Origin of the sequence: Haloarcula salina (genome assembly GCF_049603855.1) — an archaeon.
Lineage (GTDB): Archaea > Halobacteriota > Halobacteria > Halobacteriales > Haloarculaceae > Haloarcula > Haloarcula salina_A.
Genome location: NZ_CP187146.1, coordinates 1298653 through 1312217, shown reverse-complemented (window position 1 = coordinate 1312217; position 13565 = coordinate 1298653). Strand labels below are relative to the sequence as shown.

The following is a 13565-nucleotide window of genomic DNA, read 5'->3' as shown; positions in this document are numbered from 1 at the left end:
CGGCGAACCGAAGTATTGCGGTTTCATTACGTTACTTGGTTCGAATCCGAACCTATATATCGATTCCCGGACAATGGAGATACCAGGTAACATCGATGTCTTCGGAAATATTCACTGACGCGGCAGAGGAGGAGAAGAGCGGTCCCTGTGCGGTCGTGAAGTCCCTCGATCAGATCGGCTCGCGCTGGCGGCTCGTCGTCCTGCACCAGCTCAGGAACGGTGAGCACCGCTTCAACGAGCTCAAGCGAGCAACGGACGCCAGTTCGCGGACGCTCTCGCGGGTCCTCGACGACCTCCAGGAGATGGACTTCGTCGACCGTCGTCTGGAGGAGGACGCCCCGGTCGCCACGTACTACCGGCTGACGCCGAAAGGCGAGTCGCTCTGTCCCGTCTTCGAGGAGATCGAGACGTGGGCCGACGAGTGGCTGGCCGACTGCCAGCGCGAGCCCTGAGACCAGCGGCCGCGGATATCGCGGCCACGCGTCGCGGCGCCGCAGGACGGATCGACTCCGGCACTCCGGCCGACAACACAGATTTTTCTATCCCCCGGTCCCACCACTCTCACAATGGGAGTACGGCCACCAGCCGACAACAACGACGAACCGGACGTCATCGAGTTCGGTATCGCGGCTCTCGACGCCCGTCTCACTGACGTGGAAATCGAGTACCCCGCGACCGCCGACGAGGTCCGCGACGCCGCCGGTCACATCTCGGTTCCGTTCGACGCGTCGGGTCACTCGATGACCGTCGCCGAGGCGCTCTCGGAGGCGAACGCGACGCGGTTCGAGAACGAGCAGGACCTCCTGAACGACCTTCACCCCGTGTTCGAACGCCGGCGCGAGGCGACCAGGAACAGCCTGCTGTCACAACTGCGCTCGCTCGTTCCCTTCTAACGCTGGTCGTCGCCCGTCCCCGTGGAGACGGTCGTCTCTGTCGATGACTCCGACGCTTCGGTGGCCGTCTCCGCTGTCTCGTCCGTGGAGCCGTCGAACGCCTCGCCCGCCCACTCCTCGCCCTGCGAGAGCGTGACGGCGATGTCTTCCAGCCGGCGCGTCTGCTCGCGGTTGACCGCGACGAGCATGTCCGACAGGACGCCGAACATCAGGAGCTGAATCCCGAGCAGGATGCCGAAGGAGCCGACGACGGCGATGACCTCGTGAGAGGTGCTGTTGACGACCCAGTCGTAGGCGACGAAGGCACCGAGCGCCAGTCCGACCGTGGTGCTGGCGATGCCGACGCTCCCGAAGTAAAACAGGGGGTTGTTCGTCTTCGCCATCTGGTACAGCGTCAGGATGATGGTCGCGCCGTCGCGGAACGGCCGGAGGTTCGTGTCGGACTCGTCGGGGCGGGGCTGGTAGGTGATGGGGACCACGGCGGTCGAGATGTTGTGCTTGACGCACTCGACGGCCATCTCCGTCTCGATGCCGAACCCCTCGGCGGTGAGGGAACTGCGGAGGAACGACTCGCGAGTGAACGCCCGGTATCCCGAGAGGATATCGGTCAGGTTTCGCCCGTGGATGACCGCGAAAGCCTTGTTGATGATCCGGTTCCCGAACTGATTCAGCCGCGTCATCGCGCCGGACTGCATGTTCGCAAAGCGGTTCCCGATGACGTGGGCCGCGCGCCCGGACAACAGCGGTTTGAGCAGGCGGCCGGCCTCGTCGGGCCGGTAGGTCGCGTCGCCGTCGGCCATCAGCACGTAGGGCTTGTCGACGTGCTGGGCCACAGCCTCCCTGACGGCCTGTCCCTTCCCGGATCCGGTCTGTTCGACGACCCGCGCACCGGCCGACTCGGCGATGTCGCGGGTCCCGTCAGTGGAACCGCCGTCGATGACGAGGACGGTGGAGAACCCCTGCTCCCGGAAGCCGGAGACGACCGATTCGATGGTCTCGGCCTCGTTGTACGTGGGCAGCAGCACGCAGACGTCGTCTCGGTCGGCCATTGCTCCAACGTCTGCCACGCGGCCTCAAATAAATACGGATACGCTCTCGGACGGCTCGCCGTGCGTCGGTGCCGTCGCGACGGCCCGCTGTCAGCGCTCGCCCGTGAACAGAGCCGGGGCGGGCCGCCTCACTCGTCGCGCTGCTCGCTCGTGTGCTCCCAGACCTCGGCACAGCCGCAGCCGTCGTCGATGTCCGCCAGGTGCTCGTAGTCGTCGGTCTGGGATCGTTCGGTCATGGTTACTCGGTCTGCGAGTAACTACTCTGTGCCACCTACAAATAGATTGCGGCGAATCGGTCGGGCCCCTCGCGGTGGGTCACTGCGAGCGCCGGTCGAGCCACAGTTCCACGTGGCCGACCACGTCGGTGAGGTGGGCCGTCCCCCAGATGGCGACGACGACCGCACCGACGGTGTCGAAGACGAGGTCGAGCATCGTGTCGCCGAGACCGAACTGCGTGAGGATGGTATCGCTGTCGAGCATCTCGGCCGCCAGCGAGATGGCAAACTCGATGACCTCCCAGAACACGCCGAAGGCCATCACGAACAGGAGGATGAACACGAAGGTGAACCGCGACGGCAGGTAGATCTCCTCGGAGTGCTCGTCGATGGCGCGGACGGTCGTGTAGCCGACGGCGGCGACGACGGACGACGAGAGGGCGTGCGTGAGGTGGTCCCACCACCAGATGGTGACGTAGAAGTTCTCCTCCGCGCCGGGGAGGCCGGCAGTTCCGAGGGCGTGCAGGAAGACGGCGGCGGTGATCCAGAGCGTCAGCGCGGGGTCGAGCGCGATGCCGTGATCGCGTTCGAGCACCGGCGGCAGTTGCGTGACGGCGATACCGACGGCCGAGTTGACCATGATCCCCGGATTGCCGCGTTCGAGACCGACCGCGAAGATGCCGACGAGCGCGAACGAGAGGATCCGAGAGAGGCGGCGTTGCCAGGCAGTGCTGAGGCCGACGCGGTCGCGGACCCTCATGCGTCGACCTCCCCGGGGACGCGCTCGACGCCGATCTGTCGACGGACGTAGTACGCGAAGACGACGCCGGCCCCGATACCGGCGACGGTCGAGGCGACGAACTCCCACATCAGGCCCTCCTCGATGGCGTGGTCGGACAGCGCCGGGTCGAGGAGGAAGGTCGTCCCGAGGGCGAGGTCGGCCGTCCAGCGGACGACGGCCCACGCGCCCGCGGTGGCCATCGTCGCGATGACGACGAAGACGACGGCGAACCGGGGTGTCATTCGAACGGGCGTGAATACGTGGAGTTCGACGGAGACGATGAGAGCGATGGCGGCGACCGAGAGGTACATCGCGAGATTCCCGGTCGTCGGGAGCGTCGCGAACAGGCGACCGACGACGGGCAGGGCCGCCAGAAGCAGGATCTCCCACGGGAGCATCGCGTGGCGGTGACGGAGCAACACCGGCGGTAAGAGCGCGAGCGCCGCGACGGCGCCGGCGAACCCCGTCCACAGCAGATCCCCCCGGACGAAGCTCCCGACGGTGACGGCGACGAGCATCACCACGACGAGCCAGGCCGCTGCGGCGTTGACGCGCTGGTCGCGAAGCAACTGGGTGACATCGCCATCCATACCCGGTGGAGTGACGGGAGTCAAAAAACGCTGTCGCACCGACCGGTCGGGCGCGTCACCCGTTTCCGCCGCTCAGAGCGCGCCGTAGGCCATCGCGTACGCGATGGCCGCGACAGTCACCGCCATCAGTCCCGTGACGAGTGTCTCCAGCCAGTCGACGCCCCGGCTGAACGGCCGGACCGGCGCGCCGACGACGCCCAGCGCGAGGACGCTGAACACGAAGTGCGCCGAGCGCTCCAGCGTCGGGGCCGGCAGGAAGATCGCCGCCGCCGCGTAGCCAAGTCCCAGCGCCGCCCGCGGTCGAACGAGGCCGGTGAGCGTGAATCCCCGCAGGTGGACGTACGTCCGGACGGCGAGCCAGACGGCGGCGAGTTCGATGGCGAAGGCGGCGAGCAGGTGCGTCGTCGGATCGGGGTGTAACACGACGCGCTCGGCGACCACCGTCACGTCGAGCGGGTAGAGAAACGGCGGCGGTCCGCCGGTGAAGAGGTCACCGAACGGGTGCGAGAGCAGGCCGAGGAGCGCGACGCCAGTCGTCGCTCCGGGGCCGACGTTCTGTCGCCGCGCGACCGTCGCGACGCCGAAGCCGGCGGCGACGAACGCGGCGGTGACGAAGCCCCCGACGAGTCCGCTGTAAGCCGTCCCGACGGCAACCAGCGAGACGCCGACGGCTACCGAGAGCGCTCGAGCGGGGACCGAGTCGACCGCCCAGAGCCCGGCGGCGACGGCCAGCGCGGCGCCGAGGACGAGCGAGTGCGTGGGGCCGCGGTGGACGACGTTCGCTGTCTCCCAGAACACGTCTGGCGTCAGCGTCCCGACCGCGCCGACGACCAGTCCGACTGGCGCGTAGACGATGTCCACGTCGGGAACGGCGGCGAACAGACCGGCGACCACTGCCAACTGGAGCGCGCGCTCTCGGGAACAGCCGAACTGCCGCGCGCCGAGCGCGGCCAGGGCGAACGCTAGCAGCGCGTGGCCGACGAACATGCTCGTCCGTACGATGTCGACAGGCTTAAATATCGCGTGTCAACGCGTAGCGGGCCGAAACGGCGCGTCAGGTGCCGGACTCGACCTTCGTCCAGCGCTCCTCGATACCGGCGTTGGCCCGGACGACGGTATCGCCGTCCACTTCGAAGCGGGTCTTGCGGAGTTCGATGGCGAGCACCTCGCCGGTGGTGTCGCCGACCGTCACGGTGTCGCCGGGGTTGAAGTCGGGGTCGCGGAGCAGATAGACGCCGGCGACGGCGTCCTTGATCATGGCCGAGAGCGCGTAGGAGACACCGAGCGCGAGGAAGCCGGTGGCGGTCCCGAGCGAGGCGGCGATGGCGGTCAGGCCGACGATGGAGAGAAAGGAGAGCGCGACCCCGAACCAGAGGAAGACGAGGACGATGGTTGCGATGAACTGCCGATAGACCGGAGCCTCGCCGGGAAGGGCACGTTCGAGCGCGACTCGGACCACGGTCATGACGACCTTGATTCCGAGCGCGGCGATGGCGAGGAAGACGAACCCGGTGATGATCGCCGGGAGCGCGTCGAGGACGTTCGCGACTAGCTGTTCGAGTGCGCGGTTGATGACGCCGAATTGCACGCCGGAACGTCGGCGGAGAGCCTCCTAAGTGTTGGCGTACCGTTACGCGGTGACCCCGCTCGGTCGACGGAGTACGTCGTAGTCACCGTCGTCGCCGACGCCGATGACCGCCCAGTCGTACCCGAGGTCCCGCCGGTCGAGGCGACGGCAGAGCCGCGTGGCGTCAGAGCGCCGTGTGACGAAGCACCGCAAGTCGCCGTCCTCCGGGAGCGGGTCCCGCGGATCGAGGACGGAGACGGTGACGACCCGCCATTGGTGCTCGGCTCGCAGTTCGGTACCAGTGCGCGACACGGTGTATCCGAGGTCGTCGAATATCGACCGGGCCTGCTCGTCGAGTGATGTGGTAACGGCCCCCATCTGCCAGTCCGTACCAGGGGCTATCGCATAAACGTTCCCACTCGACAGATCGTCGACAGTACTCGCGTGCGTGGTTGCTGGCCGTCAGCCAGAACGTGACCACAGCCGGGTGGCAGTCGTTCGGGCGGACTTACTCGTGGGCCGCGTCCCACTCCTCCGCTTTCCTGAGGTTCGAACAGTCGTTACAGCGGATGCGCCCCATCGAGTCCATCGCGTTGTTGAACGTCTCGCAGTTGCCACAGAAGTATCCCCAGCGCCGCTTGCGGTTCTCGTCGACGTAGACGACGTAGAATGGGCCTTTCGTGCCGATGTCGCCGTCGCTCCGGTCGACGTACAGCGTCTCGCCGTCGGGTCCGTCCATCGCGTCCATACCCCGACGTGACCGCCCAGCGGCTAAATCACTGCGGAAGTCATTTGTCGATGCCGGCCTTGGTAGTCCGGTATGAGTCCCCGCCTCGTCCACTACTCGGACGTCGAGAAGGCCTACGACACGCCCGAGCGGATCGGACGGTTCGCGGGAACCGTGGCCGCGGCGGACGGCCCCGACGCCCTCCTCGTCGGGACCGGCGACAACACCGGCCCCGGCGTGCTCTCGCTCGTCACCGACGGCCGGCAGTCGCTCGACCTCTTCACCGCGGTGTCGCCGGCGTTCGAAACCTTCGGCAACCACGACTTCGACCACGGACTCGACGCCACGCGGCGCGTCGTCGCGCAGTCGCCCCAGACGTGGCTGACCGCCAACGTCGAGCAGGACGGCGAGCGGTTCGCGCCCCGACTGACGGAGTCCTGGGCAACCCGGTCCGTCGACGGCACGCGGATCGGGTTCGTCGGCGTCACCGACCCCGACACGGCGTCGGCCAATCCCCAGGCGGAGACGCTGTCGTTCACCGACCCGGTCGCCGCCGTCGCCGAGGCCGCCGCCGCGCTCCGCGATGCCGGCGCGTCGCTGGTCGTCGTCCTCTCGCATCTCGGCCGCGGCGACGGCGACCTCGCCCGGGCCTGCGACGTGGACGTGATTCTCGGCGGCCACGTCCACGAGCGCCGCATCGACCGCGTGGCCGGGACGCTGCTCACCCGACCGGGGGCCAACGGTGACGCGGTGGTCGAAGTCGACCTGGACGGCGCAGAGCCCACCGCATCGTTCCGCGAGGTAGCCGCCGGTCCCGTCGACGAGCGGGTGCAGACAGCGGTCGAAAACCGTCTCGCCGAGGCCGGCCTCGACGAGGTGGTCGGCCACGCCGACGAGCCGCTGGACCGGAGCCGCGAGACGACGTACGGCGGCGAGTGCCGCCTGGGAAACCTCGTCGCCGACGCCTACCGCTGGGCGACCGGCGCGGACGTGGGCCTCCAGAACAGCGGCGGTCTCCGAAACGACACGGTCCCGCTCGACGGGGCGCTGACCGTCGCCGACATGGTCTCGGTCGTCCCCTTCGAGGAGCCGCTGACCGTCGCCGAACTCACCGGCGCGGAACTGCGGACGCTGGTTCGTCAGGCCAGCGGTCGGCGGGTGCGCTTTGGCGAACCGAACTGGTGGCACGCCCACCTCAGCGGAGCCGAAGTGGTCTGGAACTCCGAGACCGAAACCGTGGAACACCTGACCGTCGACGGCCGGCCGGTGCGCGACGACGGGACCTACACGCTCGCGACGAGCAACTACCTCTACTACACGACCCAGGAGTTCCCGGTCCTGACCGAGTCCCACCGATCCGAGGTCGCGTCGGTCCAGTACGAGGCACTCACCGACTATGTCAGGGCACACGGGATCGACGCTGCGGTCGACGGCCGGGTTCGCCGTCGCTAGCGATTTAACCCTCGCCGTCGAACCATTCGACGATGCCACAGGTCGTCGTCCCGGTCAGGTACCCCCTCTCAGAGAACTCCCGTGCGACGCTCGGGAACGCCATCCAGATCGCCGAGGCGGAGGACGCTGACCTCACGGTGCTCCACGTCAATCTCTATCAGAACAGCCACCGCGTCAGGCGGACGGAACTCAAACGCGCCGTCGAGGAGGAGTTCGGCCACCTGCCGCGGACACGGTACGTCGTCCGCTCGGGGATGCTGATCGAGGAGACGATTCTGGACGAGGTCGCCGCACAGGAGGCCGACATCGTCGTCATCGGGAGCAAGCAGGTGAGCCGGTGGCGAGACATGATTCGCCGACTGGTCAGCGATCCCGACGTGGAAGAGTACCTGCGCGAGGAACTGGACTGTGAGATCGTCACCGTCACGCCGGACGACGCGCCGGCGCAGCACTCCTCGACGGGCTCCTCGGAATCTTAGCCGTCAGAGAGCGAGCCGTCGTTGTCGAGCGGCCCGTCCCGATCGAGGGGGTCTGCCGCGTCGCGGGTCGCGATGCCGTTCCCCCCGCTGAGCGAGACGTTCATCTCGCCGCTGGTCTCGTCGAAGTACAGGTGCGAGTGCGGGTAGGCGATCTCCACGTCGGCCTCCTCCAGCCGACGCCAGACGTTGGTCTGGACGCGCGAGCGGACGGTGAGGAGCTTGTACGGCTCGGTCACCCAGTATCGAAGCGTCAACAGGACCCCGTGGTCGGCGAACTCGTTGATGTACACCGTTGGCGCGGCCGGATACCGGGCCGCGCCGACACGGATGTTCGGCCCGCCGCCGATGACGTTGTCCACTTCGCGTGCGGCGTCCTCGATCAGCTTTCGGGCGGCCGGGATGTCGCTCTCGTAGGTCACGACGATGTCGAGTGTGAGTCGGGTTCGGGAGTCCTCCGCCGAGAAGTTGACCACGTCGCGCTGGCGTATCTCGCCGTTGGGGATGACGAGGAACGTGTTGTCGAGCGTGAATATCTTCGTGTGACGGAGCGTGATGTCCTCGACGAAGCCACGTTGGTTCCGGTCGGCGAGTTCGACCATGTCGCCGATCTCGTACGGCTGATCGGCAAGCAGGAACACGCCGGAGACGATGCTCCCGACGATGGGGGCAAGGACGACACCCACCACAGCCGAGAAGATCGCGACGGAGAGCCCGATGTCTGTGAGCCTGAGTCCGTAGATGTTCAGAACGGTCAACAGCGCGAACACGTACACGCTGACGCGGATTCCCCGGAGCGCCGTCCGGGTCAGACTGGGTCGACGGAACCGCTGTGCGACCCGCCGGCCGAGGAGCCGAACGAGGATGCGAGAGACGACGATCGCGAGCGCGACGACGACGAGTGACCTGCCGATGTTGGCGAGCCACATCGGGACCGCGAACGGGAGGAGGCCACCGATGTCGGTCGCGACGTCCGTTGCGACCGCCGTCGCCGTCTCGGTCGGCGTGGGGGTCGGTGACGGGGTCTGTAACGGCCAGACGGGACCGGAACGCATGGCACACGTTCGACGCCCCCGTGAGAAAAGGGTTCCCCTCCCAAAACGCTTAGCCGCCGGCGGCCGTCGGGACGGCCATGCCGTCTGACGCGACACAGCGAGTCAGGATCACGCTGACCGACGAGTGCCCGCCCGTCGAGACGCTCGTCGTCGGCATCTCGGAGTACGGACTGGCCGGTCTCACCGCGGTCGACTACCTCGCCGACCAGCGCTCGATGCGACAGGTCGGCCACCTCCGCGGTGGCGGGCCGCCGGCTATCGCTCCCTTTCGGGACGGGACGCCCCGACACCACACGCGACTGTACGCGGACGAGGAGGAGTCCCTCGCCGTGTTGGTGGGCGAGCGGTTCGTCGCACCGCCGCTCGTCGAGGACGTGGCCGACGCAGTCCTCTCGACCGGCGAGGACCTGGGCGTCTCGAACGTCACGATGCTCACGGGCGTGCCGGTCGCCCACGGCCCCGAGGACCACGTCCCCTTCTACATCGCGACCGAGGACTATCAGGAGGCCTTCCTCTCGGAGACGGACATCAGGTCGATGGGGAACGGCTTCCTCGAGGGACTGAGCGCCGAACTGGTCACGCGCGGCATCAGCGACGACAGCCTGGCCACCGGCGTGTTCACCACACCAGCGCACCCGCAAGCACCGGACGCCGCGGCTGCGATCAGGCTCGTCAAGGCGCTGCGGGCCACCCACGACATCACGGTCGATACCGGGCCGCTGGAAGCCTTCGCCGCCAACGTCGAGGCGCACTATCAGGCGCTGGCAGAGCGCCTCGAAGCGGAGGCAACAGATAGCATGCCAGATGACCGCATGTACATGTGAAACACGGATCACGAACCGAACATCCAGCTTGACACGGCATATCACCACATTATCTCGCAGATGTGCGTGAATAATCAAACAGTTTGCCGACACATTTTTCCGTCGACAGCACGTTCTTTTCTCCAATGACTTCCACCGAAATCTACGCGTGCGGCGCGGTCGAAGCGGACCCCCCTTCGCGGACTCGCTCGAAGTCCGCGCTGTTCTGTCCAGAGTGTGAATACGAGGGCTCGATCGACGAGTGGACCGTCGACTGCTCCGACGCGGACCAGACGGTTCGCTGTCCGAACTGCGGAACCGACGTACAGCACCGATAGCGTCGAAGACATCCTCGAACACGTCGCCACAGCCGCTGTTGGCCGTTTTTCAGAATTCCGTAGCTTCCGAGCGAGCACAGCGCCCCGAAAACTGTCCGCGTCAGTACTCGTGCGTGGTCTCGTCGGTGACGACGGTGTCGAGGAGGCGCGTCGGCGTGGCGTCGTAGGCAGGGTTCGCCACGTCGAACCCCTCGGCGGGTTCTCTGAGCACCTCCGACGGGGAGCGGAACTCGTTCTCGAAGCCGAAGGCACCTTCGACGTACTTGGCGGCCGAGCCGACGACCGTCACCGGAACGTCGGTGTCGGCGGCCGTCGCGGCGATGGGGTACGTCCCGACGCGGTTGTACAGCGTCTCGTCGACGATGCAGTCCATCCCGACCAGGACGCGGTCGACCTCGGACATGAAGTGGCCGGCGGCGCTGTCGACGAGGAGCGTCACGTCGACACCGTCGCGTTCGGAGAGGTGTCGCGCCATCTTCCGACCGATGAATCGCGGTCGGGATTCGGTGACGTACACGTCGAAGGAGTGGCCGGCCGCGACAGCGTTGTCGATAGTGGCGAGAACGGTCGAGGAGAAGTCGTGGGTCAGCAACGCTCCGTCGTCGGCGATCACCGAGGCAGCGCGCTTCGCAGCGCGGTCCTTCGCCGACTCCACGGCGTCGATGACGCTGTCGATAGCGTCGAGCGTCAGGTCCTTCGCAGCCGCGACGTCGGCCGGGTCGGCGTCCGACACGGTCTGGACGATCTCGACCTGGGTCGTGTACAGCGACGCGTGGGACGGGTTCGCACGGCGGAGGGCGCTGCTGTTGCGGTCGAGCGAGCGGAGGTAGTCCTCGACGGTCGGGTACTCCCGGTCGGTCAACGCCCGGAGCGCCCGCGCGGCCTTGACCGCGACCACGGAGGAACTGTGTGTCTGCATCTCCGAGATCTCCTCGACTGTCTCGTCTATCATGTGGGTGGCTGTGACCCGAACCGGCATGTGTCTTCCCCTCGCCGGCGCGCCGCCGAATGACATTTAACGCCGTCTCACGTTGGGGCGACACAACGGCCATGGGACGGTTCAGCACTGACACGGCAGGGATGTCCGAGAGCATCGGCGTCGCGGCGCTTATCGGACTGACGTTGCTGGTGACGGCCATCGTCGGGCTGAACGTCCTCGTCATCGACGACGACACCGGCGGTCCGCAGGCCAACTTCAGCTACGACTACGTCAGCCAGAACGAACTGCTCATCGTCACCCACCAGCGCGGCGACGAATTGCCGGCGGGCGACATCGAACTCGAGGGGCCAGCAGCGACGGTGACCTGGGCCGAACTCGCCAACCGGGAGCCGAGCGCGATGGTGGGTCCAGGGGACCTGGCGCAGCTGAGCAGCGGCAACGCCTACGGCAGCCGAGTGGGCGCTCGCGATACAGTCACGATCTATTACAACGCGAGCGGCAGCCAGAACCGCACGCAACTGGACAGGTGGGACGGGGCGAACTGACCGCGGCGGCCCCGTCAGTCGGCAGTGACGGGCGACTCCGCGTCGCGGTCTGCCGGCCGACCGAACCACCGGTCGAACGAGAGCGGTCCGGCACCCATCGTGAACACGGCGGAGGCCAATCCGAACAGCGTGACGTGTGCCAGGACGGGGTCGTCCGGGAGCCCGAACAGCGTCGTCGTGAACAGCACGAACGAGGTGGCTGCGGCCCCGCGCGTGAGGAACCCGGCGATCAGCGCGACGCCGACGAGGATTTCGGTGACGCCCGCGCCGACGACCCACAGTCCCGGATCGACCGGGACGACCGCGGTGAGGTCGTACTTCTCGACGACGAGCAGCGCCTGGCCGGGTTCGGCGAGTTTCTGGAACAGCCCCAGGTAGACGAAGGTCACGCCCATGCCGACACGGACGACGACCGGGACGTACCGACGGTACGGTTCGGTCGCCGCGTCGAGGAACGACTTCAGGTGGTGAATCGGGTCGACGTGGCCGTAGTAGGTCCCCTCGGTGCTCGCGACGCGCTGGAGCATGTGGTCGGCGCTTGGCCGGCCGCCACCGAGGACAAGCAACGCGAGAAACGCCGGGACGTACTCCATCGCCAGGGTGACGCCGAAATCGACTGTCAGCGCCCACGCGAAGGTCAGCAGGGCGACCGACGTGACGAGACGGGTCGCCAGACCGAACAGGAGCGAGAATCCGATACCGATGAACAGGACTCGAAGGGCGGGATTCGCGGCGGCGTCGAACGCCACGGTCGGGGCGAACAGGTAGCCCTGAAAGCCGGCCCCGACGAGGGGCAGTCCCACGCTGAGACGGAGCATCCACGGGACGAGGTCGGCGTAGCCGACGAGGGTGTCGCGGAGGACGACGATGTCCTCGATCGTGGGCCGCACGCTGAGGTACACCGCGAGGCCCGCGACCGTCGCGAATCCCGAGAGCCCGACGACGGCCGCGTTCACCGGATTCGAAAGGACTGACAGGAGGAACGTCAGCGCGTCGAGCGCCGTGCCTGGGCCGTCCGTCACGTAATCGACGTGCGCTGACACGAGTCGGGGGCCGAGCGCCAGTGCGAGGGCAGCGGTGCTTACGGTGACCAGTGGGCGACGGTCCATGCCTGACGATTCGTGGTGGAGACGCTAATCCTGTTCGTCTTCGCGCCGCAGATCCGACGGCGTATCTGTGTCGTCCCCGAGCGTCTCGTCGTCGTTCTCTCGCCTGCTGACGGCGTCCGGCGTTTCCGCGTGCTGCGGGTCCACCTGATCGAGGTACGCCGCCCACCGGTCGTCGGAGTCTTCGTAGGCTGTCGGCTCTCGCTTCGACGGATTCCGGTCGAACGTCGCTTCGGCAGGGTGATCGGCGGTCACCGAGGACCGAGCGGTTCCGATGGGGCGTTCGACGTTCCCCTCACCGATCGCCACGCCGCTCGTGACGATGGACTGGATCCCCTCTTCGACGGACATGTCCACGTCGTAGACCCGCTCGTTCGAGACGTGGATAACGTACCCGCCCATCACGGGGTTGGGAGCCATCGGCATGAACAGCGTGACCATCTCGCTGTTGCCCGTCGCCGAGCGGATCGTCTCCGGCGTGTTCGCGGTGACGAACGCGATGGTGTACGACCCCGGCGTCGGGTACTCGACGAGGACCACCTCCTGGAAGCTCTGCGTGTCGCTGTCGAGGACCATCTCGCTCATCTTGTCGAAACTGGTGTACAGCGACCCGATGGCGGGCAGTCGCTTCACCGTCGATTCGAGGAACAGTTCGATGCGGCCGGGGCCGGACCGCCGCTCCGCGACGAACCCCACCGCGAACACCCCACAGAGCAGGACGACGAACGCGACCAGTTTCAGGAACGCCGTCGATGTCTGGGCGGGGTCCGCACCCGACAGGCTCACGAGAAACCGGACGACGGGATCGAGCACGCCAGAGAGCGTATTGACGACGATTCCGACCACCAGGACGGTGACGAGCAGCGGGATCGTCAGCGCGAATCCGCTGACCATCGACTGGCGGATCGACGTTCTGACGGTGTCAGTAGCGGCCCCGTCGTGCGCGTCGCTCATGCAATGTCAACTATTCCGGTATCGGAAAAAGCTGTACCCCTCTCACAGGCGGTGGAATTATATCCACGCCCCCG

At 67.1% G+C, this 13565-nt stretch carries 18 protein-coding genes; 7 read left to right on the top strand and 11 right to left on the bottom strand.

The features are described 5' to 3' along the window. The first annotated feature begins 95 nt into the window (after positions 1-95). Positions 96-452, top strand: coding sequence for a winged helix-turn-helix transcriptional regulator (locus ACOZ4I_RS06885; protein ID WP_424004323.1), 357 nt, complete (start codon positions 96-98; stop codon positions 450-452). Positions 453-566: 114 nt separating this feature from the next. Then, positions 567-893, top strand: coding sequence for a hypothetical protein (locus ACOZ4I_RS06880; protein ID WP_424004321.1), 327 nt, complete (start codon positions 567-569; stop codon positions 891-893). On the opposite strand, the gene aglJ is transcribed toward ACOZ4I_RS06880, so the two are convergent. The 7 genes from aglJ to ACOZ4I_RS06845 form a co-directional block, all read right to left on the bottom strand. Beyond that, complete coding sequence (gene aglJ, locus ACOZ4I_RS06875) at positions 890-1942, bottom strand: S-layer glycoprotein N-glycosyltransferase AglJ (RefSeq protein WP_424004319.1); 1053 nt, start codon at positions 1940-1942, stop codon at positions 890-892. The two genes, ACOZ4I_RS06880 and aglJ, sit on opposite strands and share 4 nt — an antisense overlap. A 315-nt stretch (positions 1943-2257) precedes the next feature. Further along, entirely contained in the window at positions 2258-2917 is a 660-nt protein-coding gene (locus ACOZ4I_RS06870; protein ID WP_424004317.1) for a hypothetical protein, read from the bottom strand. Beyond that, positions 2914-3528, bottom strand: coding sequence for a hypothetical protein (locus ACOZ4I_RS06865; RefSeq protein WP_424004315.1), 615 nt, complete (start codon positions 3526-3528; stop codon positions 2914-2916). Before ACOZ4I_RS06865 ends, ACOZ4I_RS06870 begins: the two co-directional genes overlap by 4 nt. Before the next feature lie 72 nt (positions 3529-3600). Next, the gene (locus tag ACOZ4I_RS06860) at positions 3601-4515 is read right to left on the bottom strand and encodes a metal-dependent hydrolase (protein WP_424004313.1); all 915 of its coding nucleotides are present in this window, start codon (positions 4513-4515) and stop codon (positions 3601-3603) included. 67 nt (positions 4516-4582) lie between these two features. Next, a complete protein-coding gene (locus ACOZ4I_RS06855; protein ID WP_424004311.1) occupies positions 4583-5116 on the bottom strand; it encodes a mechanosensitive ion channel domain-containing protein in 534 nt (177 codons plus the stop codon). A gap of 42 nt (positions 5117-5158) precedes the next feature. Continuing rightward, the gene (locus ACOZ4I_RS06850; protein ID WP_424004309.1) at positions 5159-5473 is read right to left on the bottom strand and encodes a DUF7116 family protein; all 315 of its coding nucleotides are present in this window, start codon (positions 5471-5473) and stop codon (positions 5159-5161) included. A gap of 130 nt (positions 5474-5603) precedes the next feature. After that, the gene (locus tag ACOZ4I_RS06845) at positions 5604-5843 is read right to left on the bottom strand and encodes a DUF5816 domain-containing protein (RefSeq protein WP_424004307.1); all 240 of its coding nucleotides are present in this window, start codon (positions 5841-5843) and stop codon (positions 5604-5606) included. Positions 5844-5915: 72 nt separating this feature from the next. Here ACOZ4I_RS06845 and ACOZ4I_RS06840 point away from each other — a divergent pair, with 72 nt between their 5' ends. Then, the gene (locus ACOZ4I_RS06840; protein ID WP_424004305.1) at positions 5916-7274 is read left to right on the top strand and encodes a bifunctional metallophosphatase/5'-nucleotidase; all 1359 of its coding nucleotides are present in this window, start codon (positions 5916-5918) and stop codon (positions 7272-7274) included. A gap of 32 nt (positions 7275-7306) precedes the next feature. Beyond that, positions 7307-7753 carry a universal stress protein gene (locus ACOZ4I_RS06835; protein WP_424004303.1) on the top strand — a complete coding sequence of 149 codons (447 nt, stop codon included), beginning with the start codon at positions 7307-7309 and terminating at the stop codon, positions 7751-7753. Here ACOZ4I_RS06835 and ACOZ4I_RS06830 read toward each other — a convergent pair. After that, complete coding sequence (locus tag ACOZ4I_RS06830; RefSeq protein ID WP_424004301.1) at positions 7750-8805, bottom strand: mechanosensitive ion channel family protein; 1056 nt, start codon at positions 8803-8805, stop codon at positions 7750-7752. The two genes, ACOZ4I_RS06835 and ACOZ4I_RS06830, sit on opposite strands and share 4 nt — an antisense overlap. Positions 8806-8882: 77 nt before the next feature. Here ACOZ4I_RS06830 and ACOZ4I_RS06825 point away from each other — a divergent pair, with 77 nt between their 5' ends. After that, positions 8883-9629 carry a proteasome assembly chaperone family protein gene (locus ACOZ4I_RS06825; RefSeq protein WP_424004299.1) on the top strand — a complete coding sequence of 249 codons (747 nt, stop codon included), beginning with the start codon at positions 8883-8885 and terminating at the stop codon, positions 9627-9629. A 125-nt stretch (positions 9630-9754) separates the two neighbouring features. Next, the gene (locus tag ACOZ4I_RS06820) at positions 9755-9946 is read left to right on the top strand and encodes a hypothetical protein (RefSeq protein WP_424004297.1); all 192 of its coding nucleotides are present in this window, start codon (positions 9755-9757) and stop codon (positions 9944-9946) included. Between the two features lie 100 nt (positions 9947-10046). Here the strand turns inward: ACOZ4I_RS06820 and ACOZ4I_RS06815 are convergent, their stop codons facing one another. Beyond that, positions 10047-10898 (bottom strand): translation initiation factor eIF-2B, encoded by an 852-nt coding sequence (locus tag ACOZ4I_RS06815; RefSeq protein WP_424004295.1) that lies wholly within the window; start codon positions 10896-10898, stop codon positions 10047-10049. Positions 10899-10996: 98 nt separating this feature from the next. Here ACOZ4I_RS06815 and ACOZ4I_RS06810 point away from each other — a divergent pair, with 98 nt between their 5' ends. Continuing rightward, a complete protein-coding gene (locus ACOZ4I_RS06810; protein WP_424004293.1) occupies positions 10997-11431 on the top strand; it encodes a type IV pilin in 435 nt (144 codons plus the stop codon). Positions 11432-11445: 14 nt separating this feature from the next. Here ACOZ4I_RS06810 and ACOZ4I_RS06805 read toward each other — a convergent pair whose 3' ends face one another. Together ACOZ4I_RS06805 and ACOZ4I_RS06800 are read right to left on the bottom strand one after the other, a co-directional pair. Continuing rightward, positions 11446-12540: a DoxX family protein gene (locus ACOZ4I_RS06805; RefSeq protein WP_424004291.1), complete on the bottom strand. Its 1095-nt coding sequence runs from the start codon at positions 12538-12540 to the stop codon at positions 11446-11448. 24 nt (positions 12541-12564) lie between these two features. Beyond that, complete coding sequence (locus ACOZ4I_RS06800; protein ID WP_424004290.1) at positions 12565-13491, bottom strand: DUF502 domain-containing protein; 927 nt, start codon at positions 13489-13491, stop codon at positions 12565-12567. Positions 13492-13565 lie beyond the last annotated feature (74 nt).

What these genes read in the sequence shown, in the direction of transcription:
- ACOZ4I_RS06885 (WP_424004323.1), top strand. Translation starts at nt 96, where the DNA reads ATGTCTTCGGAAATATTCACTGACGCGGCAGAGGAGGAGAAGAGCGGT.
- ACOZ4I_RS06880 (WP_424004321.1), top strand. Translation starts at nt 567, where the DNA reads ATGGGAGTACGGCCACCAGCCGACAACAACGACGAACCGGACGTCATC.
- aglJ (WP_424004319.1), bottom strand. Translation starts at nt 1,942, where the DNA reads ATGGCCGACCGAGACGACGTCTGCGTGCTGCTGCCCACGTACAACGAG.
- ACOZ4I_RS06870 (WP_424004317.1), bottom strand. Translation starts at nt 2,917, where the DNA reads ATGAGGGTCCGCGACCGCGTCGGCCTCAGCACTGCCTGGCAACGCCGC.
- ACOZ4I_RS06865 (WP_424004315.1), bottom strand. Translation starts at nt 3,528, where the DNA reads ATGGATGGCGATGTCACCCAGTTGCTTCGCGACCAGCGCGTCAACGCC.
- ACOZ4I_RS06860 (WP_424004313.1), bottom strand. Translation starts at nt 4,515, where the DNA reads ATGTTCGTCGGCCACGCGCTGCTAGCGTTCGCCCTGGCCGCGCTCGGC.
- ACOZ4I_RS06850 (WP_424004309.1), bottom strand. Translation starts at nt 5,473, where the DNA reads ATGGGGGCCGTTACCACATCACTCGACGAGCAGGCCCGGTCGATATTC.
- ACOZ4I_RS06845 (WP_424004307.1), bottom strand. Translation starts at nt 5,843, where the DNA reads ATGGACGCGATGGACGGACCCGACGGCGAGACGCTGTACGTCGACCGG.
- ACOZ4I_RS06840 (WP_424004305.1), top strand. Translation starts at nt 5,916, where the DNA reads ATGAGTCCCCGCCTCGTCCACTACTCGGACGTCGAGAAGGCCTACGAC.
- ACOZ4I_RS06835 (WP_424004303.1), top strand. Translation starts at nt 7,307, where the DNA reads ATGCCACAGGTCGTCGTCCCGGTCAGGTACCCCCTCTCAGAGAACTCC.
- ACOZ4I_RS06830 (WP_424004301.1), bottom strand. Translation starts at nt 8,805, where the DNA reads ATGCGTTCCGGTCCCGTCTGGCCGTTACAGACCCCGTCACCGACCCCC.
- ACOZ4I_RS06825 (WP_424004299.1), top strand. Translation starts at nt 8,883, where the DNA reads ATGCCGTCTGACGCGACACAGCGAGTCAGGATCACGCTGACCGACGAG.
- ACOZ4I_RS06820 (WP_424004297.1), top strand. Translation starts at nt 9,755, where the DNA reads ATGACTTCCACCGAAATCTACGCGTGCGGCGCGGTCGAAGCGGACCCC.
- ACOZ4I_RS06815 (WP_424004295.1), bottom strand. Translation starts at nt 10,898, where the DNA reads ATGATAGACGAGACAGTCGAGGAGATCTCGGAGATGCAGACACACAGT.
- ACOZ4I_RS06810 (WP_424004293.1), top strand. Translation starts at nt 10,997, where the DNA reads ATGGGACGGTTCAGCACTGACACGGCAGGGATGTCCGAGAGCATCGGC.
- ACOZ4I_RS06805 (WP_424004291.1), bottom strand. Translation starts at nt 12,540, where the DNA reads ATGGACCGTCGCCCACTGGTCACCGTAAGCACCGCTGCCCTCGCACTG.
- ACOZ4I_RS06800 (WP_424004290.1), bottom strand. Translation starts at nt 13,491, where the DNA reads ATGAGCGACGCGCACGACGGGGCCGCTACTGACACCGTCAGAACGTCG.